Here is a 17,903-nt window from a genome sequence, read left to right as displayed (position 1 = left end):
GTGTGGACACCTTCCGGAAGAGTGAATGACGGCGAAGGCTTATGCTGCCCCGACGCCCCCACCGCTCCGGGGCAAGCAACTGGCCGCGCTCCGCGCCATCGCCTCGACGCCCGGCGGGCTCCGGCTGAAGGCTTACCGGGGCGCAATGCCTCTGCTGGATGCGATGGGGCTGGTTGAGATGAGGGCTACTTCCCGCGCCGCCCATCCTGAGGGGAGGGCATGGTTCCTTACGGCAACCGGACGCGAGACCGTTAGAGCCTACGGGGTGGATGAGGCTTAGGTCTTACGCTACCGCCTTAGCCGCCTCACGCACTTGCCGCGTCGCCTGATCGACCCCCTCGCTCGCACGGGCAATCGCCTCCACGCTGCCCGCGATCCCCGCCACCCCATGCGAGGCAGCCTGCATCGTACCGGACATCTCACGTGTCACCGCCGATTGTTCCTCCACGGCCGCCGCGATGGCAGCTGAGATTTGATCCAGCGCTTGAATGGTCCCGCGGATCGAACTGATCGCGTCTACCGCTTGGCCGGTCGCGGTCTGTGTCGCGGCGATCTGTGCACGGATCTGATCGGTCGCCTTGGCAGTCTGCTCGGCCAACGCCTTCACCTCGGACGCAACGACCGCGAAACCCTTGCCTGCCACGCCCGCCCGCGCCGCCTCGATGGTAGCGTTCAGCGCAAGGAGGTTGGTCTGAGAGGCGATGCCCTGGATCAGGGCGACGACCTCACCGATTTGCGCGGCCTGACTGCTCAGTCCAGCAACGATGCTCCCTGTATGCTGGGTCTGCTCAACCGCTTGGCTGGCCATCTGAGCGGCGCTCGTGACCTGCTGGCTGATCTCACTCACGGAAGCCGACAACTCCTCCGCTCCAGCGGCAACTGACTGGATGTCGCCCGAGACACGACCCACCGTATCGGCAGCCTCGGCCGCCTGCCGCGAAACATCCTCGACCGCCCGTCCAATCGCATCGAGATCCCCGCTGATCGTGTGCTGCGCTTCGACACGGCGCTGGCGCTCATGCACCTGTGCGGTGATGTCGGTGGCGAACTTGACCACCTTCACCACGACCCCATCCCCATCGCTGATCGGGTTGTAGGTCGCTTGGATCCAGACCTCGCGGCCTCCTCGGGCGATGCGCCGGAACTCGCCGGCCGCGAACTCACCCCGGCCGAGTTTCGCCCAGAAGGTGCGATAGGCATCACCTGCCCGCTCCGCGGCATCCACGAACAGGCTGTGATGCTGTCCCTGGATCTCGTCCAGGCGGTAGCCCATAGCGTCGAGGAAGTTGGCGTTGGCGTCGAGGATCGTGCCGGTGGGGTCGAAGGCGATGACCGCCTGCGAGCGGTGCAACGCGGCGATCTGGCCGTCAGCGTCGAGCCCACGAAGCTTCTGGGCGGTGACATCGGTGGCGAACTTGACGACCTTCACGATGCGTCCGGCACGGTCGCGCACGGGGTTGTAGCTCGCCTGGATCCAGACAGGACGTCCACCCTTGGCGATCCGCTTGAACTCGGCGTTCTGGAACGTACCCGTGCGCAGGGCATCCCAGAAGGTGCGATACTCAGCGCTGTCACGCTGAGCCGGGTCAACGAACATCGCGTGATGCTGCCCGCGTATCTCGGGCAGGGTGTAGCCCATAGCAGCCAAGAAGTTGGCATTGGCAGTCAGAATGGTGCCGTCGGGCTGGAACTCGATGATTGCCTGTGACTGTTCAAGAGCATTGAGCTTGGCGCGCGCGTCATCGCTGCCGAAAGCGAACATTGGCGTGTCCTCGAATTCGTAGTTTGTTGTATGCCAGTCTGGGGCAGCTCAATTAATTTTGCGCGACCGAATGCCGGAAGGTGCCAATTTCACGCAAATTTTATCGTATTGATAATTAGATTAGTATTTCAACCAACAGTTGCATCAATCATAGTTCATATTGGGTGTCTGCTATACTCAATATTGACCAGATCAATCCCAAGATTAGCGTCCCCGAACCTTTCCAATTTGAGCCTGCACGCTTAGGCGGCGAGATCCAGACAAGATTTACCACTTTCATTGCGTTGTTGTAGGGAATGCCGTGTTCGCCTTTTCGTAGTGCGTGGCTCGGGATCAGGTCTGCTGATGGATGGAGGCGATCATGGCGAGGAAAGGCATGAAGCAAGCCTACTGCCGCATGATAGTATGGGCTGCTGCAGCCCTGGCGACGCCGGAGACGAGATGAGCCGAATGTCGGATCGCCTGGGCCTCGCCCTCCCGCTGTACATCCAGTTCACACCCGAGGCGATAAAGGTCATCGACCGCCTCGGCGTGACCGCCACGTATATCCCCATCGCTAACGACCCAGAACGCCGCTTGCAGACTGGGCGGGTCTCTCGCGAGCAGGGCGCGGAGATCGCCAACGCAATTGTGCAGGCACTCACCGACGAGATCCTTTGATCCCACTGTTGCGCGGCAAGCAGCTCGCGGCCCTTTGCGGCGACGCGCGGCGGGCTGCGACTGATGGCTGACCGGAGCGCCATGCCTCTGCTCGAAGCAATGAAGTTTGTCGAGCTGCAGACCGTTTCGCGTACCGCGCATCCCGAGGGGCGGTCGCGGCTCCTCACCGCCGAAGGGCGAGAAACGGTGAAAGTCCACGGGGATGATGAAATTGGAAACGCGACTGCACCGACGAGGCCGCGCGGTTGCCCTGCGCTGCTCTGACGGCGCTCGGGTGAGGGTGAAAGCCCGGTCGCGGGCCTAGTGGAGGCTGGACAGGTGAAGCATCGATGAATGTGGCTGACGCCCCGGAGCGAGCTGCAGCTAAGCGCTATCAGCATCCCCAACTGCAACGTCGGCATCCTGCAGCCAATCAGGCAGCCCTGGGATGACCTCTCCGGCTACCTCGCCAGCCGTCGCCAGAGCTCTTTCAGCCTTCGCCTCAGGCTGCTCCGCGCGAACCTCTGCAAATAGCTGTCGGGCCCGACGATCAAGCTCTTCGTCGGAAAGCCTCGCCTCGCCAAAATCAGCCATTCGATCCCCCTGCTCGCTGCCCACCGCAGTTGCCCCACCGCCTGATCCGATCCGAGGTCAGACGGCGGGGCTACCGGTGTCCAGCCGGGTGAACCGCCATGCAAAACGGCTCGATCCCACGATTGGATCGCACGGTTAGCGCCTCGTTATTCTGCTTCATTCGCCGGAGTAACGCTTCCGTGTGCGACCTCACCACCCATGTACAAGCGCGCTCGGCCTTTCGTCGCACAAGGCCACTCCCTCCGAACCGTCAGCGGCGCGAGCAGTTGGCGCGTGACCACGATGGAGGAAGTTGCGATGTCGAACCCAGCCAAAGGGCAACACGGCGACGGTCAGCGTCACAGCACGATGAGTGCTCAAGAGCAGAAGGCGGCCGAAGTTCAGGAAGCCGGAAGCGCCAAGGTTGGTGCCGGTCACCCTGATGTCCATGAGGGCGGGAAGGCCGAGGCCCCCACGGAAGGCAAGGGGCATCCCAAGTCGGCGGCGTCGAACGCGCCGCAGGGTGCAACCAGCGACGAGGCGATTAGCTCGGCGACGGCGGGGAAGGCTGAGAAGGAAGCCGCAGCTGCAGCCGGCGCCGAGAAGGAGCAACACGGACGCGGCCACCGCAAGGCCGAATAGGGCTTACTCGTTCAATCTCGTGCTCGGCCCCGCCCCGATCTGATCACGGGGCGGGGGAGCGTCCGATCTCACCAGCGGGGGCCGGTACGCAACGCGGCTCATGAGAAGGGTGACGCCCTTGGGTTAGCGCTACGTGTCGCCCTATTCAGTCGAGGTCCCACTGCGGGACGGTGAACCACCCTCTAACGTGCGATCCGCCTCGCGCAGCGCGGCGTTGAGAACCCGACGTTGGCCCTGAGCATCGCCGATGGCTGCCCACGCTCGAAGCAAGGCGATCACGTCCCCACCTTCATCCCCTAGCGGATCGCTGAGAAACGCTGTCACTGGCACGTCCAGGGCAGTCGCGATGGCACGGAGAAGCGGATTGTAGAGGTCGGGTCGGTTGCTCATGCCCCGCGTTACGAATTGGAGCCGGTCGAGGTTTCAGCCTGCATTCAAAATTCGGTATTTCAACACATCACAAGTACGCCAGCACTTCGAGGTGTTGCCGCCGACCCGATCCGCTGAACGGGGGGGTGCCAAGTGAACCGGGCCGGCGCATCCTCTTGGGAGGACGGCCACAGGGTAGGCCGATCCAACACGATGGTGAAGGGCAGGGGCCGAGCCGAGATTACCCAGGCGGCAGGCAGGAGCCTACTTCTTCAAATTCTTGGTCCGCCGCTCGACCAGCTTACGGACGGCATCCGCCCGCCCCTCGGCCTCGGCATCCGCCTGAAATCGCGGGAGTTGATCCTGCGGACGGGCCGGGTAGCGGTTCCGCTCACGCCACTCCCTGATCCATGCCAAGGTGGTGTAGATGCGTCCGCCCAGCTTCTCGTGCTCCAACTCGCGCCGGGTTGCAGCATTCCGCAATCCTAGCGCCGACATGGTACCGTCAGGGAAGGCGAGCCGCGCGGCGGCCTCCAATTGCAGCGGCATATCGTCGGTGATCTCAGATCGATCCGGAAGAGGGCGGGGCGGCTTCGGCTCACTCCGACCTACCAAAGGCTGCTCCCGCCGCATTTCTTCAAGGTCCACGCGGAGTTGCGTGAGGATCGGGGCGTACTGGTCGCCATATTTCTCAACGACATAAGCCGCGAACTCGGTGGCGCGCTCAACGCGTTCGATGGTGATAGGGCCGGACCGATCCGGCCACGGCGCCGGGCGCCTCACAGCGGGATGATCCGCATGGGATCCGGCGTTGCCTTCGAACCCTTGGGCACCGCCTCTACAATCACGGCACCATCCTTGAACACCACCCGCACATCCGAGTAGCCCGCCGCTCGCATGGCGCGGATCGCGCGAGCGATATCGGCTTGCGTCACCTTGGCGGGAGTACGGGGCATAGGCACTGCATCCGGGACCGGCTTCCCGCGCATCACTTCAAGTTCGGTATTTAGCCGATTGAGGATCGGCCGATACACCTCGCCATACTTCTCTACGACATAGGCGAGGAACTGCACGTCGCGTTCGAGGCTGGCGACGGTGATGAGCTGCGCCAGTGCCACTGGACGGTTCATGGCCTTGCGAACCGGCGTCTTCATTTCGGCACCCGCCGCCACGGTGGTCCCAGAAGGCTGATATCCTTGGCGGGAGCCTCCCACTCGGGGTGCTTGCGCAGCCATTGGTCGAGATCGTCCTCCCCCGTCTCTGGTGTGCCGGCGACGGGAAGCCCGCTAAGCCGATCAAGGGCGACATCTATCGCTCGCCTATCCCATCGACGTGTCCCTGGCAGCGCGCCTGGCAGTCTCCCAATGGCGACCCAATGCCTAAAGCCGCTCGGGGTGAGGCCGCAATAGGCTGCGGCCTCAGTGATAGGAATGCAGCGAGGCTCAAGGGGAGGGCGGTCAGGTGCCAGTATCGCGCTCGCTATGGCCTCAGACATCAAGCCGGATCTCCCGACCATGCTGACATCCGACCTTCTCACGGCCGATGAAGCCGCGAAACTCCTTCGGATCGGCCGCCGCACCTTCGACGCCCACGTGGCGCGGGGGGACATCGCCTACATTGCAGTCGGCATGGGTCTGAAACGAACCCGCAAGCGGTTCGATCCGGCGGATTTGGCACAGTTCCGAGAGCAGCAACGGCGCGTCGAATGCCCTCCTGAACTCAGCCCAAAACAGGCTAGAGGACACGTATCCGGTTCAAAGAGCGTCGATTTTGCCGCGATTTTGCGAGAGCGACGCGAAGAGAGGAAAGCTGATCGGGAGAAACGAGTGAATAAATTCGGAGCAAAGTGAGCACTGAAGATAAAATCAGAGCTAGATAAAGTCTATGCAGGCCAGCCCGGCCACTTTAACAAAACTGCAACAAAGTTGTATAGTAGCAAACCAACCGCAATCAGTGCCCCAGCAACCGAGATGGCCAGAGAAAACGCCCAAAATCCCATGAAACCAACGAGCACTTTGCCGTGAGCTTTTTCCATGGCCAGGATCGCCGCCCGCTTTTCAGTTGGGTCACCCGTTCTATTCGCTACTTTGATCTGCTTTGAGACATATCTTCCAACCACAATCATCTTTACGACTTCGAAAGTGATGAATGTGGTGAGAGAAACAACCAGTGCTAGAGCGACGAAGATTGAAGCTTTGTCGGGCAACTGCCCCTTTGTGAAACTCCAAACCGTAAATGCTCCGGCATATCCGGCGGCCAAAAGCGCGTTGTTATAGGTAGCGTTTCGCTCAAAGACTTTAGTTTGAATATCGCTGAGGGTCTTCAGAAACTGCTCATCTTCTTCCGCCTGCAACTGCGCTTGGAATTGTGTTAGATCTAGATAAGCGTCAGGCGGCGGTTGAACCCCGGCAAAATCCTTAGGCGGTGGATTGGCCAGATCAGCTTATCGAGCAGCAGCAATGGCCGCGCCCGTCACCTCTGCCAAGGCTATCGAGCCTGCTGGCGGTCTGCTCGATCTTGGCGGGCCGTAAACCAGTAGACGAAGCCACCAGCCACCGCGAGCATTACCGGGGCAGCAATGGCAGCAGAGAGAAATCCTCCGGTCATTCCTCGATCCTCCTCAGAACGCGCCGTGCTGCCAAATGTAGGCTCACGCTCATGAACAACCAAGCGGCTACGAGCAAATTCAGGTCCCCAAGGGGGATGTGCGTTGAGGAGGTCACATAAGCGACTATCGGCGCAAAACACCCGACCGCAAGCGCAGCAACAGCCGCGCCGTTGAACCATGTGGCCGTGATCTTGATGCGCTCGTTACGTGCAGCTTTGTTCATTGCGCCCTGCGCTCCCGGAACCGGATCCCGGCGCCGCCCCCGTTCTCGGGGATGAACTCAAGCCCGGCGGCCTCGAAGGCAGCGATCAGCAGCCGCGCATTCGCGGCGATCATGCGCCCCGTCTCCGGCTTTGCCTCAAAGGCGTTCACGGTTGGCTCCGGCACGCCCGCCGCCTCCGCGAGATCCGATTGCCGCCAGCCCAGGAAAGCGCGCCCCGCTCGACAGAGGCGAGGGGTCAGGCGGATCAGTTGAGCGGGCATCGCAGACGCTAGCGGTTTCGGATCCACAAATTTTAGCGTCAGACCAAGCCAAAAGCAATGTCTGTCGCATAGGGCTATTGACAGCACTTGGGTCCAGCCTCATCCTATGTCTAATACACAGGGTTAGGTTTCTCAATGTCACACTCCAGCCGTGCCCGCTCCTTCTCTTGGTCCGCCGCCCTGCGGACTATCAAGTCCGACCGCGCTCCCGTGATCCCCGGCCTGCTCGCCGCTCGCGGCCTCGCCTCGGCCTACGCCCGTTCGCGCAACCTTCCCCTCAACATCACCACCCGCTCCGGCCGTGGCGAGACGTTCGCCGTCTCTCACAAGTTCGACCGCGCCGCGATCATGACCATCGCGACCCTCGCCGCTCGCGATCACCAGAAGCGTCACGGAGGCACTTGGGCCGCTGCTATGGCCGTCTGCCTCAAGGCCGCGTGGCAGTCCGCTAAGCTCGCCCGCAACGGCATCGTTCACTGAGCCGCCCCGCCATGGCCCATCCCCTCATCCGTACCCCTGCCCGCCAGCTCCTCGACGCCCGGCAGGATCACGCCCGGTGCCTCCGGCTTGCCGCTTGGTATCGCCGCCAGCTTTCGACCGGTGACGCCTCGATGCGCGACCGACACGCCTGGGCGCTCGGACAGGCCCGCAAGCTTCGCACCCGCTTCCCGCACCTGCTTTCGAGGGAGTTCGCCTGATGCCCGCCGCGCTCACCCGCCGCTCCGCGCTCGCCGCCGCTGTCGCGCTCATCACCTACCGCGCCGTCCCCGTGACCGCCGCGCCGATCTACGCCGCTATCCGCCGCGCCGAGGCTGCCGACGCCGCCGACCGTGAGGCCGGGCGCCTCGCTCACGCCATGCTCCGCGCCGGGCGCCCCTTCCCCGCAGGCTGGAAGCCCTACCGCGCCGGCCTGCGGCAGGCCCGCAGCGCCGCCCGGTTCGAGCTTCACGCCCTGACGCCCTCGACGGCCGAGGCCGCCGCCGCCGCCCTGATTGCCTACTACCACCACCGCGCCGCGACCTCCGGCGAGCCTGCCACGGCCCACCACGCCGCCCAGCGTCGCCTGCGGAAGGTGTTCCGTCGCCCCGGCGCCGTCGTCCCCGCCGCCTTCAAGGGAGAGGTCGCGTGAACGCCGTATCCTGCCGCGTTGCTCTCGCCGCGCTCGCCGCTGCCGCTTCGGCGCCCGTCGTTGCCAAGGACCGGCATACCGTGCCGACCCTTCGCGGTGACGATACCGCCCGCCTGCCCGACCACGCCGCGCTCTGGGCGCACCTGCCCCTGCCGTTCACCCCTGCCGAGGCGTGGCACCTGCTCTCCCCCGCCACGCAATCCGAGATTGGCGCTGCCGTGATCGGGATGGCGCTCGCGCAGTACATCCACGGCGACTCGATGGCCGAGGCCGATTGCTTCCGCGACGACGCCCTGCGCGAGGCCGCCAGCGAGGTTGAGCACGACATCCTCAACCGGATGGACGACCGGCTGTGGACCCTGTTCCCCGACCTCTACGGCCCTGACGGCGATCACCCCCGTTGGGCGCTCGCGGCCGGCATGGTTCACCCCCTGCCCGATCCGCCTTCCTAGCCACGAAGATCCAGCGCGAGCCGGTAGCGGGTCGGCCACACCAGCCGTGGCACCCATCGTAGGCACGCCGACCCGCCCCTTCTGACCGCCACCAAGACCACCGCCACGAGCCCATCACGGAGCGCGACCGATGACTCATGTCCGCAGCATCCCCGATTTCAGCCGCCCTCTGCCGCCTCGCGAGGCTGCGCAGCGGCACGAGCCCATCAGCCGGTATCTCACCCTGCCGCAGGAAGACGCCCCCGGCACCATCGAGCCTTGGGAGGCCGTCGCCCCCGTCCGTCCCGACACCCCGCACAGCGTCGCCCTGCGCTTCCTGAACGCCACGGGCGAGGCCCTGACGGCCGTCCTCATCATCGTGGGCGGGATCGCCGCCTACGGCTTCATCCCGACCGTCTGAGCCGTCGCCACCGCGCGGCGCTCACCCCGCCGCGCCTCCTTCTCACCCCTGAGACCGTGAGGCCTTTCTAATGCGCAATCTCTTCCGCCACTCTGTCGAAGCCGCCCCGTCGCTCCACGAGCGCGCTGACACCCTTCGCGCCAGTCTGAGCCGTCGCGACGTTGCGCTCGGCGCCGTCGTCGCTGCCGCCGCGCCCCTGCCCGCCATGGCCGCGCCCGTCCCCGTCGAGCGCGTCGACCTCTACGACCGCCTGCTCACGCTCTACGCCGAGGATCACAACGCCCGGCCGGCACGGGACAACCCGGAGACCGAGCGCGCCGCCGAACTGGTCGCCTCCCGGCTTTGGGATACCGCTAGGGCGGTTACGGACCTCCCCGCCCCGAAGACCCTGGACGGGCTGCGCGCGACCGCACTCGCCGCCGCGATCATCCATGAGTTCGCGCTGTGCGGCGGAAAGGACATGAACGAATGCGCCGCCGTAGGGCTGATCCGCGCCTCGCTCGCCGTCACCGGCACCCCGCTCCCGCCCGGCTTTGTCGGCTTCGGGGACGAGCCAGACTTCAGCGAGCGCGAGCAAGCCTCGATGAACCAGCGGCACAGCGCCGTGCCCGCCTGGGCTGTCGCGGAGATCGAGGCCGAGGACGCCGCCAACGCCTGACGCCGCCACCTGCGCGGCGGTCAGTCCTGCCGCGCCTCTCATCCTCACCGATCCGAGGCCGCTACCATGCGCAACCCGTTCCGTCGCCAGACTGAGACCGCTACCCCCACCCTCCGCGACCGCGCCGCCGACCTGTCCGCCCGCCTGGCCAGCACGACCCGCAAGCCGGAACCGGCTGCCGTGCCCGCCGCAGAACCGGAGGACACGGTTAGCCTTGAGGGCGCCGCCACCCTCGATTTCCCCGCCTACGCACTGGACGACCCGCTCAAGACCCCGACCGAATGGGCCGACAGGTTCAATTCGCCCGCGATGGCAATGCATGTTGCCGACCGCACCCTGCGCATGACGAAACCCGAACTGATCGCCTTCATTCGCAAGGCCGGCGAGACCGACGCGGCGACGCCTGAGATCATGTTCCGCAACCTCGACGCCTCGCAGGAGACGCTTGAGGGTTGGGGCAAGCTACTTAGCGTAGCCCGAACCCGCTACCTCGTCGCCGCCTCGGCCGCCTGCCTCGAAGCGGACGCGGAGAGTGAGGCCACAGCCGAACCCGCGAGCGCCGGCCCGGCCGCTCCCGCCGAGGACACCTTCGCCCCTGCGCCGACCGGCCTTGCTAACGCCTGCCGTTGGGCACTTCGGCATCGCGCATGGGTCGATAGATCCTTGGAGGCGACGGACTGGTCCGATGAGAAGTTCGACGCCGAAACCGGAAAGACGAACGCCGTCATCACCCGCGCGATCAACGAGCCGTCCACGCATCTAGCCGAGATCGTCGCCAAGGCCGCGCTCGCGTTGGACGACTTCGAGCGGTTCCAGGTCACGCCACATCGAGACATCGATGACGGCACGCGCATCGTGCATACCGTCCTGCACGAGGTCGCAGCCTTCCGCGCCGAGGCTGCGCCTGCCCCGGCCAGCGGTATCGACTTCGGACCCGACGCGCACATTGCCGAACTGGCGGCCGAGTTCTGCGAAGCCTACGCCGCCAACAACAGGGCCGACCGCGAGCACATGGCCGGCGACATGCCTGAGGCGGAATGGACCCCCTACTATCGGCGCACCGTCGCGTTGATGGACAAGCTTGAAGCTACCGAGCCCAAGACCCTTCTCGGCATGGCCCTTAAGTGCCTCGCGCCTATCGGCCTCGCGGGTTGGAACACCCCGGCGGATGGAAACACGGACGGGATGGACCCATGGGAGCGCGTCGGCGCGCAACTCGTGGAAGCGACCATGGCCGGCGCCCTCACCCCGTTCGCCGCGCCTGACCCTCACCCGGCCGACCTTCTTGCTGCCGCTGGCATCTCTCTCGAAGCCCTGCCGGTCCCTGAACTGTGCGCGATCTACGACGTGGCCGACACTCTCAGCGCTGTAGCGTCCGCGCTCACCTGCCAGCCTAGGCAGATGACCAACGGGGACTTCAACGGCGCCGGTCGCCTTGTCGAGAACACCGCCTTCGCCTTGCACACGGCCCTAGAAGCCGCCGCCGGAGAGCTTCGCCGCCGCACGCTCACGGATGCATCGGAACAGGAACTGCGGGCCGTGACCCTCGCGCGCCTGACCATCGACAACGGCGACCCCGTGCAGACCGCTGCGTTCGCCCGCGAGCTTCTAGCGATGGTTGAGCCGTAGCGCCCGCGCCTCGCCCAACCTCTCGCCCGGCCAGCACGACCAGGCGCCCCTTTCCCCTTCCGAGATATCCCGATGTCCAACGTCGTCGCCTTCACGCCTCGCTCCCGCCCGCCCGAACCAGCCTCCCCGGCGCCGCTCGCCGGCCTCGCCCTCCGCGCTCACCTTGAGGACGCGGCACAGACCGCCCTTGATGCGGCGGACAAGATCATCGCCGCCTTGGACAGGATCGACGGTTCGGACACCCCGCAGGGGATCGAGACCGCTTCGGCCCCGCGCCCGGCCGACTCCTCCGCATCGCTCGCGCAGATCGTCCGCCTGGGCGACCTAGGGGATTTTCGAACCGCTATCCCGCGCCCGCGCGCCGCGCGCGAGGAAGCCCCCACCATCCCCTTGCCAGAGCCCGAAACCGCCCTGGCGCCCGAGAGCGAAGCGGACGACGCGGAGGGTTTTGCAACCAGTATCGCGCGCCCGTGCGAGGAAGCCCCCGCCGTGATTGAGGCGCCGCAAGAAAAGGCCCAAGCCGAGTCCGCACCCGCCGCGACGGCAGAGGTCCGCCAACTGTTCCCGCCCCTGGCATGGGGCGGCGCTGGCAATGTCGTGGCCGCTGCCGGTTGCGCGGTCCTGGCCCTCGTCGGGATGCGCGCGTGATGCCGACCACACTCCCCACCAGTACCGCCCGCCCCGTGCGCCGCCTGTCGTTGGGCGAGACCGTCCGGTTCCTATTCCTCGTGGCCGAGGTCCGCCTTTTGGATCTCCGCTTGTCCGCGCTCTACAGCGGCACCGAGCGGCGAGGCCGCGAGCCTCACGGGCCGACCCTGTTGCGCCTCGTGCGGCGCTGGCTCGCCGTGCATGAGCGGATCAGAGCCCTACTGCCCGGCGTCCCCGAGCCGCCCCATGTCAAGCAGGTGCGCGCCGTGTTGGGCTTCCTGACTGAGCGCACCTGATTTCGAGATCCGTCCCTCTGGCAGGGGTCGGACGCGGCCGGGACTGACGCGACTGGCACCCTCGCGTTGGCGCCCGGCCGCACTTGTTCAGCCTGCGGCATCGATGGTGGTTAAGTCACATGCCACAAGAAGGTCTTGGTATTGTTCTTTGAATACTCTTATTGATTGAGTAACTGCATCGGTCAGAATGAAGTGACTATCATCATTCTCAACGCCTCTACCTCTGTTGAATATAGTAAGAGTATCGCCATTCTCGTCAGTAAGAACGTTTCCATTCTCGTCTGACAGAGCCACTTCTCTCGGATCAACATCTTCGCCGACGCCAAATTTAATTGGCGAAGATCTATCTCTCTTAACGTGCTTAATTCCATTGCAAACAGCTTTGACTACTGCAAAGTGCGGATATGCATTGGCGCGCATCACGTCATCAACGTTGCGTTTTCCGGCGGTGAATAGGTGATCCCTCACATGATTGGTCACTATGCACGCAAGATACGCCCGCCGCCTAGACGCTGGCTCGTGCAAAAACTCTACGATGGTGGGGACCACGATTTCATCGACGTACTCAGCAGGGGTCATGGCCACCTCCTCAACGTTGACTTAACCACACCGCCCGGCCGACATGGGCGGTCATGGCTGCGCTCGCCTTGGCGAGTCGTGAGCCGGATCAGGAGACCATCGCCGCGAGATAGACCCTGAAACGACAACAGCCCCGACCCGGCAAGGTCGAGGCTGTCGAAAACCTGGGGCTCTGTGAGGAGCGTGTCACTACCCCTCACAAGCCATAGCTCCCCCTCGGGAGTCAAGCCGGAACGGCAATTCCGGCATCGGGGAAGTCGTGCCTGGACCCTAGACGCGGCCCGTGAGGGTTCGTGACCGATGTTCGTTGAGGAGATCCGCCGACAAGCGGAGGCGGCCCCACGCGCCGCGTTGCCTGCTATCGCGTCTGCGATGTGGAAGGCGTTCGGGGAAGGGCACCTATCCGAGACTGAGGCCGAGGCACTGTCCGCCTTGATCGAAGCGCGGCGATTGTCGAGGGCCGCACACAGCGGCGGACAGAGCCCGAACCCAACGGGAACCCCTGCCGCTTGCGTGACAGATGCCCCGCTGGATCGCCAGAACAGGCCCAGGACGGGCACGGGCTCCCGGCCGCGCACCGATGCCAGCCTTGAGCGCAGACGCCGCTGGGCGGCTTCTGGACGGCTCCCGCCGGCCCTCGCCGCGCGCTTCACCGTCGCGGAACAGGCCGTCTTGTCCCTCGTCGCGGCTGAGACGGCTCGCGAGGGCGACTGCCGCCTATCCGTTCCGCATCTCGCCGCCGTGACGGGTGTGGCCGAGCGCACGGTCCAGAACACAATCCGCGAGGCGAGGAAGCTTGGACTGCTGACCGTCGAGGAGAGACGGGTCACGGGCTATCGGAACGATACCAACGTGCTGCGGATCGTAAGCCCCGAATGGACGGCGTGGCTGCGGCTGGCACGGAAGGGTGTCCCCAAAATTGGAAAGGCCCATGGCAATCGCAGGGGTGGGTGCAAATCCTTGCACCGGACTCCTACTCAGATCTTAGAACAGGGAAAAACGGGGACGCGGCAGGTACCGAAAAGAGGAGCCGCAATCCCGATTTCGCCTTCACGGGCAGGCGCGCGGAATGCAGGCGCATGAGGCCGTCGCTGTGCTATGGAAGGCGACGCGACGGCCTCACGCTGATGGGGATTGAAGGACTGCCGAGAGGCAGCGTGGTACAATAGCCCACGTGCCCATCCGAGATCTGTCACGACTCGTCGCACTGGCGTAGCTTCGCCATACGGGTATGTGAGCGCCTGAACCGATTTATCTCCGCGATGAAACCTCGGTTGTGTCGCACGATCTTACTTGGCTTCCACGATGACCACGGAACCCGCTGAACCCTCTAATGCTACTGATGGCGAACTGGATCGTGTAGATCCCGTTCTTCCCGGACAAGTGCAACGACACATTGGGGCGCTTCTTGCAGGGGTCTATTCAAACGAAAGCATCGAGTCTGATACTACCGCGCGCTTCGCCGATCTTATATTCAAGCTTGATGCTGCACTTGGTCAAGCCCAAGATCGCAACGATACTGAGTTCCGCGAAAATATTCTAGCTGTGATGCCAGCTTTGCGTCGGTTTGCTGTGTCATTGACCCACAATCCTACGACAGCAGACGACCTCGTACAGGCGTCTCTTCTCCGGGCATGGACGCATCGGATACGCTTTGAGCGAGGGACGAATTTCGAAGCATGGATCTTCACCATCCTGCGCAACCAGTTTTACAGCGACCATCGCAAGCATCGTGAAGTGCAGGATGAAGAAGGCGTCCACGCCGCACGGCTGATCTCGCTACCTGAGCAAGCCGGGCACCTCGATCTTCAGGACGTGAAGACAGCTCTCGCTCAACTCACTCCGGCGATGCGTGAAGCTCTGATACTCGTAACCGTTGAGGGATTGAGCTATGACGCTGCCGCCGCGATCATGGAATGCCAAGTGGGTACCGTGAAAAGCCGTGTCTGGCGTGCACGCAACGAACTGGTTCACCTCCTCGGGTATACGGGTGGCGAAGTCGGCAACGACGCCCTCATGCTCTCGACGCAGGCCGCATTAAACAAGACCAGCACATGAGCCAGGATCACGTTCCAAACTGCGATGCCGGGTTGGCACTGTCGGATGACCAGATCCGTGAACGCGCCTACGACATTTGGGAACGGCATCATCGCCCAGAGGGCTTCGAAGCGCAGTTCTGGCTCATGGCCAAGCGTGAACTCGAAGCTGAGCGGAGAATGAGGGCGGAGCCTGATGCTGGGGAAGTATCTGCCGTTCCCGCCGAGGAGGTCACCGAGCCAAACCCAACCGAGATCGGCGAGCGTTGACGATCAATCTCTCGCCAAGAGGCCGACGCTGATCGCATAAGTGCCTCAGATTTCGCCAAATTGCACGCCGTACTACAGAATTGACCTACAAAAATAATCGCGTGGCGAATTGTGTCGTAGAAGGGTCGGAAACCGCAGGAACTGATCTTTGGATGTATGGAGGCTGATACAATTTTTTAGTGAAAGCGATCTCCTGGATCTCGTGAAACCATGCTGCGTGCGAGCAGCAAGCCAGCAACCATCAGCGCCTCACGTAAGACCGGCAACATCTCTTTGGCGCCATCCTCTTCGATAAGCCCGTGGGCCATTAACAGATGGTCGGCGACGAGTTCGAGGGCGGATCCAGATTGCATTGAGTTTGCCGGCGGCGGGATGAAGCGTCCAACGTTGCCATAGGCAGTCAACGGCTCTGAACCGCTTGGGCTAAACTCTGTAAGCGAGCCTAGATAACCCAAGAAAGTATGGTCAGGTGGACCAAATGATGGGATCGCGCCTCCTGCAACCCAAGCATAGTCACCATTCTCTCGGCGAAGTCGATGACGGAAGCTATATTCGCTTCGATTTTCGCGAGCAACACGAAGAAACTCAATAGCTATCTCACGATCATCGGGATGTACGGCGCTCAACCATCCATCATTTATTGCTGAAGCTGCATCTCGGCCAGTGAATGCACACCATTCCGGGCTCACATATGTGACTTCGCCATTGGCATCCGTGACAAAAATCATCTTAGAAACCATTCTGGTCTGCGCGGCACTCAGCATGAGATATTCCCATACGTAGAGTACGAAGCAGGACCTGAAAGGTGGTTGAATTGTAACTTGTGCGCGGGGCCTGATTTGACCCAAAGTCATGCAGGTGCTGAACGCGAGTAGCACTCAATGCCCCATCAACGATACCGGAGGAGGGAGCTATCTCTGAGGAATACGCAATGCTTCGGCGAGTCGCGGAAGCGCTCAACATGCCAGTAGAGAAGTTCTTCTCCAAAGAGCAATCACAAATAAGATGTGCGAGCACTGACGAGTGTCAGCGCCTTTGGGCAGAGCTTACAACGGAGGAAGGGCGCCGATATGCTTTGCAAGCTCTCCAGAATATTGTGGAATTGGAGCAACAAAACCAATCAGGAGCTTGATGAAGGTGGGTAGACCCCATTGAAAAGGTCACCGAGCGCTTTCCGCCGAAACAGGGTTCGCCACCGCCGCCGCTGATGCTCCGGCCGGTCGTGGTTCATGTGGCACCGCTGGCAGACCGCCATGAGGTTCACGTCACGATTGTCGGCCGTGTCGTGATTGCGGTGAGCTGCCGCCAGAACCACGCGCGTCGTCCGGACGGAGCCAAGGACGTCGTCCTCCCCGACCGCGAGGCAGATGACACGGCCCACGCCGTCGCGCCAGGAAGCGGCCTGCGCGTCCCACCAGCGGCCATCGCCAAGATGCCAGACGGTCTGCCCATGCGGTCGCCCGCAGCTCTCACAACGGCCCTTGGCGCGGCGAAAGCGGATCACTGCCGACAGCTGCGGCCAGTCGATGGGGTAGAAGAAGCGGTGCTCGCGCCGGATCGGCATGGCGGGATGATGCGATGGCTAGCCGTGAAGCTGAGCAATAAGGCATCTGCGCAGCATAAGCATCTCAGTGGTGAGGCGCCGATTGGGTCGGCATCTGGCCGTCCGTCTTAGCTGCCTGCCGGATGCTCGCTAGGAACCTCGTTTGCATCCACTGCCTTGGTCTCTGCGAGATACGCGGAGAGCCAGCATGGGAACGGACACCGACGCGGCACGGGAGGCCTTCGGAATGGTCCCGCCGGGAAAGCCGTTGGGTCAGGAGAAGCTTTCAGACGACACGGCAGCTGCAGGGCCTACGTCCCCTGGTAGTCCAGAGGGTGAGAATGATCAGGGTCCCGAAAGCGGCGGCTACGACAACCGGCCAGCTGTCCCGTCGTCAGACAACCGGAAGGGCGGATACGGCGCGGGCTGAGCCGAGTGCTCCGTCCCTTCATTGTTCGGCCGAGACGCGGTCTGTCAGACTTTGACTTCTTCGGCGTGTAAGCCACCCGCCCTGATGTGTTCTGGCAGGTCGCCGTGATCATAGTAGCCCGCCTCGTGCGCCATGGCGTCCAAGGCGGCAATCGGCCCTGATGCAGAGCCCGTCCAGAGGATCGCACCCGTCGCCTTCTGACGGATCTGAAACACGCGCATCACTGCCTCGCTCTGATGGATGCTGAGACAAGCGCCGCCTTAATAGCTCGTTCCTGCAGTTCGGCTGCCGGGCTAGAGCCGTGCCCTGGCGGGTTGAATCGGTTGGGGTTGGCGATCTGGCTGGCGTGTGATTCGCTGGATGGGCTTGTGATGGAGGAGCGCCATGCCTTCAGCCCTGTCGGTCGATCTGCGCGAGCGTGTGATCGCCGCGATTGAGGCGGGCGCCTCGCGGCGTCAGGCGGCCAAACGCTTCGGTGTTGGGGCGGCCAGCGCAGTCCGTTGGCATGAGCGCTTTCGACAGGACGGTAAGATCGCGCCCAGGCCCATGGGCGGCGACCGCAACTCGCAGCGTCTGGAAGCGCAGGCCGCTCTGATCCTTCGGCTTAACGAAGAACACCCGCTCTCCTTTCTGTGTTTCGGCGTGCAACTTTGACCCCCTGAGGTGGGGGATCGGCGTCCAATTCTGACCCCCTGAAGCTTGCTCTTGCAGACTGCCCTTCGGGACGACCGGACGGGTGGTGGGGGATGAAGGGCGT

At 63.5% G+C, this 17,903-nt stretch carries 23 protein-coding genes and 1 pseudogene; 16 read left to right on the top strand and 8 right to left on the bottom strand.

Annotated elements, in window-relative coordinates:
* Positions 1–283: 283 nt before the first annotated feature.
* Entirely contained in the window at positions 284–1,762 is a 1,479-nt protein-coding gene (locus AAHF99_RS24905; RefSeq protein ID WP_342167041.1) for a methyl-accepting chemotaxis protein, read from the bottom strand.
* Positions 1,763–2,212: 450 nt separating this feature from the next.
* On the opposite strand from AAHF99_RS24905, the gene AAHF99_RS24900 reads away from it, so the two are divergent.
* On the top strand, positions 2,213–2,422 hold the full coding sequence (locus AAHF99_RS24900; protein WP_342167040.1) for a hypothetical protein: 210 nt from the start codon (positions 2,213–2,215) through the stop codon (positions 2,420–2,422).
* 855 nt (positions 2,423–3,277) lie between these two features.
* Positions 3,278–3,616, top strand: coding sequence for a hypothetical protein (locus tag AAHF99_RS24895; protein ID WP_342167080.1), 339 nt, complete (start codon positions 3,278–3,280; stop codon positions 3,614–3,616).
* Between the two features lie 633 nt (positions 3,617–4,249).
* Here AAHF99_RS24895 and AAHF99_RS24890 read toward each other — a convergent pair.
* Together AAHF99_RS24890 and AAHF99_RS24885 are read right to left on the bottom strand one after the other, a co-directional pair.
* Positions 4,250–4,768, bottom strand: a complete 519-nt coding sequence (locus AAHF99_RS24890; RefSeq protein WP_342167039.1) for a hypothetical protein — start codon at positions 4,766–4,768, stop codon at positions 4,250–4,252.
* Positions 4,765–5,157 carry a hypothetical protein gene (locus AAHF99_RS24885; RefSeq protein ID WP_342167038.1) on the bottom strand — a complete coding sequence of 131 codons (393 nt, stop codon included), beginning with the start codon at positions 5,155–5,157 and terminating at the stop codon, positions 4,765–4,767. The genes AAHF99_RS24890 and AAHF99_RS24885 overlap by 4 nt, the downstream gene beginning before the upstream one ends.
* Before the next feature lie 342 nt (positions 5,158–5,499).
* Here AAHF99_RS24885 and AAHF99_RS24880 point away from each other — a divergent pair, with 342 nt between their 5' ends.
* Positions 5,500–5,835, top strand: a complete 336-nt coding sequence (locus AAHF99_RS24880) for a helix-turn-helix domain-containing protein (protein ID WP_342167037.1) — start codon at positions 5,500–5,502, stop codon at positions 5,833–5,835.
* A gap of 32 nt (positions 5,836–5,867) precedes the next feature.
* Here the strand turns inward: AAHF99_RS24880 and AAHF99_RS24875 are convergent, their stop codons facing one another.
* Positions 5,868–6,338 carry a hypothetical protein gene (locus AAHF99_RS24875; RefSeq protein ID WP_342167036.1) on the bottom strand — a complete coding sequence of 157 codons (471 nt, stop codon included), beginning with the start codon at positions 6,336–6,338 and terminating at the stop codon, positions 5,868–5,870.
* Positions 6,339–7,211: 873 nt separating this feature from the next.
* On the opposite strand from AAHF99_RS24875, the gene AAHF99_RS24870 reads away from it, so the two are divergent.
* The 9 genes from AAHF99_RS24870 to AAHF99_RS24830 all read left to right on the top strand — a co-directional run bounded on the left by AAHF99_RS24870 (position 7,212) and on the right by AAHF99_RS24830 (position 12,288).
* Positions 7,212–7,556 carry a hypothetical protein gene (locus AAHF99_RS24870; protein ID WP_342167035.1) on the top strand — a complete coding sequence of 115 codons (345 nt, stop codon included), beginning with the start codon at positions 7,212–7,214 and terminating at the stop codon, positions 7,554–7,556.
* An 11-nt stretch (positions 7,557–7,567) separates the two neighbouring features.
* Positions 7,568–7,774, top strand: coding sequence for a hypothetical protein (locus tag AAHF99_RS24865; protein ID WP_342167034.1), 207 nt, complete (start codon positions 7,568–7,570; stop codon positions 7,772–7,774).
* A complete protein-coding gene (locus AAHF99_RS24860; RefSeq protein ID WP_342167033.1) occupies positions 7,774–8,205 on the top strand; it encodes a penicillin-binding protein in 432 nt (143 codons plus the stop codon). Before AAHF99_RS24865 ends, AAHF99_RS24860 begins: the two co-directional genes overlap by 1 nt.
* A complete protein-coding gene (locus tag AAHF99_RS24855) occupies positions 8,202–8,657 on the top strand; it encodes a hypothetical protein (RefSeq protein ID WP_342167032.1) in 456 nt (151 codons plus the stop codon). Before AAHF99_RS24860 ends, AAHF99_RS24855 begins: the two co-directional genes overlap by 4 nt.
* A gap of 130 nt (positions 8,658–8,787) precedes the next feature.
* Positions 8,788–9,057 (top strand): hypothetical protein, encoded by a 270-nt coding sequence (locus AAHF99_RS24850; RefSeq protein WP_342167031.1) that lies wholly within the window; start codon positions 8,788–8,790, stop codon positions 9,055–9,057.
* A gap of 70 nt (positions 9,058–9,127) precedes the next feature.
* Positions 9,128–9,715, top strand: a complete 588-nt coding sequence (locus AAHF99_RS24845; protein ID WP_342167030.1) for a hypothetical protein — start codon at positions 9,128–9,130, stop codon at positions 9,713–9,715.
* A 66-nt stretch (positions 9,716–9,781) separates the two neighbouring features.
* A complete protein-coding gene (locus AAHF99_RS24840; RefSeq protein ID WP_342167029.1) occupies positions 9,782–11,344 on the top strand; it encodes a hypothetical protein in 1,563 nt (520 codons plus the stop codon).
* Between the two features lie 72 nt (positions 11,345–11,416).
* Complete coding sequence (locus tag AAHF99_RS24835; protein ID WP_342167028.1) at positions 11,417–11,992, top strand: hypothetical protein; 576 nt, start codon at positions 11,417–11,419, stop codon at positions 11,990–11,992.
* Positions 11,992–12,288 carry a hypothetical protein gene (locus tag AAHF99_RS24830; protein WP_342167027.1) on the top strand — a complete coding sequence of 99 codons (297 nt, stop codon included), beginning with the start codon at positions 11,992–11,994 and terminating at the stop codon, positions 12,286–12,288. Before AAHF99_RS24835 ends, AAHF99_RS24830 begins: the two co-directional genes overlap by 1 nt.
* Positions 12,289–12,375: 87 nt before the next feature.
* Here the strand turns inward: AAHF99_RS24830 and AAHF99_RS24825 are convergent, their stop codons facing one another.
* On the bottom strand, positions 12,376–12,867 hold the full coding sequence (locus AAHF99_RS24825) for a hypothetical protein (RefSeq protein WP_342167026.1): 492 nt from the start codon (positions 12,865–12,867) through the stop codon (positions 12,376–12,378).
* A 300-nt stretch (positions 12,868–13,167) separates the two neighbouring features.
* Here AAHF99_RS24825 and AAHF99_RS27225 point away from each other — a divergent pair, with 300 nt between their 5' ends.
* From AAHF99_RS27225 to AAHF99_RS24815, 3 genes are all read left to right on the top strand, one after another.
* On the top strand, positions 13,168–13,950 hold the full coding sequence (locus AAHF99_RS27225; RefSeq protein ID WP_412759948.1) for a helix-turn-helix domain-containing protein: 783 nt from the start codon (positions 13,168–13,170) through the stop codon (positions 13,948–13,950).
* 222 nt (positions 13,951–14,172) lie between these two features.
* Positions 14,173–14,925: a sigma-70 family RNA polymerase sigma factor gene (locus AAHF99_RS24820; protein ID WP_342167025.1), complete on the top strand. Its 753-nt coding sequence runs from the start codon at positions 14,173–14,175 to the stop codon at positions 14,923–14,925.
* Positions 14,922–15,173: a DUF2934 domain-containing protein gene (locus AAHF99_RS24815; protein ID WP_342167024.1), complete on the top strand. Its 252-nt coding sequence runs from the start codon at positions 14,922–14,924 to the stop codon at positions 15,171–15,173. Before AAHF99_RS24820 ends, AAHF99_RS24815 begins: the two co-directional genes overlap by 4 nt.
* A gap of 176 nt (positions 15,174–15,349) precedes the next feature.
* On the opposite strand, the gene AAHF99_RS24810 is transcribed toward AAHF99_RS24815, so the two are convergent.
* From AAHF99_RS24810 to AAHF99_RS24800, 3 genes are all read right to left on the bottom strand, one after another.
* The gene (locus tag AAHF99_RS24810; protein ID WP_342167023.1) at positions 15,350–15,937 is read right to left on the bottom strand and encodes a PAS domain-containing protein; all 588 of its coding nucleotides are present in this window, start codon (positions 15,935–15,937) and stop codon (positions 15,350–15,352) included.
* A gap of 356 nt (positions 15,938–16,293) precedes the next feature.
* On the bottom strand, positions 16,294–16,737 hold the full coding sequence (locus AAHF99_RS24805; protein WP_342167022.1) for a hypothetical protein: 444 nt from the start codon (positions 16,735–16,737) through the stop codon (positions 16,294–16,296).
* A 453-nt stretch (positions 16,738–17,190) separates the two neighbouring features.
* A complete protein-coding gene (locus tag AAHF99_RS24800; RefSeq protein WP_342167021.1) occupies positions 17,191–17,367 on the bottom strand; it encodes a hypothetical protein in 177 nt (58 codons plus the stop codon).
* 163 nt (positions 17,368–17,530) lie between these two features.
* On the opposite strand from AAHF99_RS24800, the pseudogene AAHF99_RS24795 reads away from it, so the two are divergent.
* Positions 17,531–17,779 (top strand): annotated as a pseudogene (locus AAHF99_RS24795) (helix-turn-helix domain-containing protein); the annotation flags it as partial.
* Between the last annotated feature and the right edge of the window lie 124 nt (positions 17,780–17,903).

Origin of the sequence: Methylobacterium litchii, from assembly GCF_038442315.1 — a bacterium.
GTDB lineage: Bacteria > Pseudomonadota > Alphaproteobacteria > Rhizobiales > Beijerinckiaceae > Methylobacterium > Methylobacterium litchii.
This window is presented reverse-complemented; position numbering and strand designations above follow the sequence as displayed.

Bases quoted from the DNA above. Each gene is read 5' to 3' on its own strand.
- AAHF99_RS24880 (WP_342167037.1), top strand. From the start codon at position 5,500: ATGCTGACATCCGACCTTCTCACGGCCGATGAAGCCGCGAAACTCCTT.
- AAHF99_RS24800 (WP_342167021.1), bottom strand. From the start codon at position 17,367: ATGCGCGTGTTTCAGATCCGTCAGAAGGCGACGGGTGCGATCCTCTGG.
- AAHF99_RS24905 (WP_342167041.1), bottom strand. From the start codon at position 1,762: ATGTTCGCTTTCGGCAGCGATGACGCGCGCGCCAAGCTCAATGCTCTT.
- AAHF99_RS27225 (WP_412759948.1), top strand. From the start codon at position 13,168: ATGTTCGTTGAGGAGATCCGCCGACAAGCGGAGGCGGCCCCACGCGCC.
- AAHF99_RS24840 (WP_342167029.1), top strand. From the start codon at position 9,782: ATGCGCAACCCGTTCCGTCGCCAGACTGAGACCGCTACCCCCACCCTC.
- AAHF99_RS24830 (WP_342167027.1), top strand. From the start codon at position 11,992: ATGCCGACCACACTCCCCACCAGTACCGCCCGCCCCGTGCGCCGCCTG.
- AAHF99_RS24845 (WP_342167030.1), top strand. From the start codon at position 9,128: ATGCGCAATCTCTTCCGCCACTCTGTCGAAGCCGCCCCGTCGCTCCAC.
- AAHF99_RS24870 (WP_342167035.1), top strand. From the start codon at position 7,212: ATGTCACACTCCAGCCGTGCCCGCTCCTTCTCTTGGTCCGCCGCCCTG.
- AAHF99_RS24810 (WP_342167023.1), bottom strand. From the start codon at position 15,937: ATGCTGAGTGCCGCGCAGACCAGAATGGTTTCTAAGATGATTTTTGTC.
- AAHF99_RS24820 (WP_342167025.1), top strand. From the start codon at position 14,173: ATGACCACGGAACCCGCTGAACCCTCTAATGCTACTGATGGCGAACTG.
- AAHF99_RS24865 (WP_342167034.1), top strand. From the start codon at position 7,568: ATGGCCCATCCCCTCATCCGTACCCCTGCCCGCCAGCTCCTCGACGCC.
- AAHF99_RS24900 (WP_342167040.1), top strand. From the start codon at position 2,213: ATGTCGGATCGCCTGGGCCTCGCCCTCCCGCTGTACATCCAGTTCACA.
- AAHF99_RS24895 (WP_342167080.1), top strand. From the start codon at position 3,278: ATGGAGGAAGTTGCGATGTCGAACCCAGCCAAAGGGCAACACGGCGAC.
- AAHF99_RS24850 (WP_342167031.1), top strand. From the start codon at position 8,788: ATGACTCATGTCCGCAGCATCCCCGATTTCAGCCGCCCTCTGCCGCCT.
- AAHF99_RS24835 (WP_342167028.1), top strand. From the start codon at position 11,417: ATGTCCAACGTCGTCGCCTTCACGCCTCGCTCCCGCCCGCCCGAACCA.
- AAHF99_RS24815 (WP_342167024.1), top strand. From the start codon at position 14,922: ATGAGCCAGGATCACGTTCCAAACTGCGATGCCGGGTTGGCACTGTCG.
- AAHF99_RS24860 (WP_342167033.1), top strand. From the start codon at position 7,774: ATGCCCGCCGCGCTCACCCGCCGCTCCGCGCTCGCCGCCGCTGTCGCG.
- AAHF99_RS24825 (WP_342167026.1), bottom strand. From the start codon at position 12,867: ATGACCCCTGCTGAGTACGTCGATGAAATCGTGGTCCCCACCATCGTA.
- AAHF99_RS24805 (WP_342167022.1), bottom strand. From the start codon at position 16,737: ATGCCGATCCGGCGCGAGCACCGCTTCTTCTACCCCATCGACTGGCCG.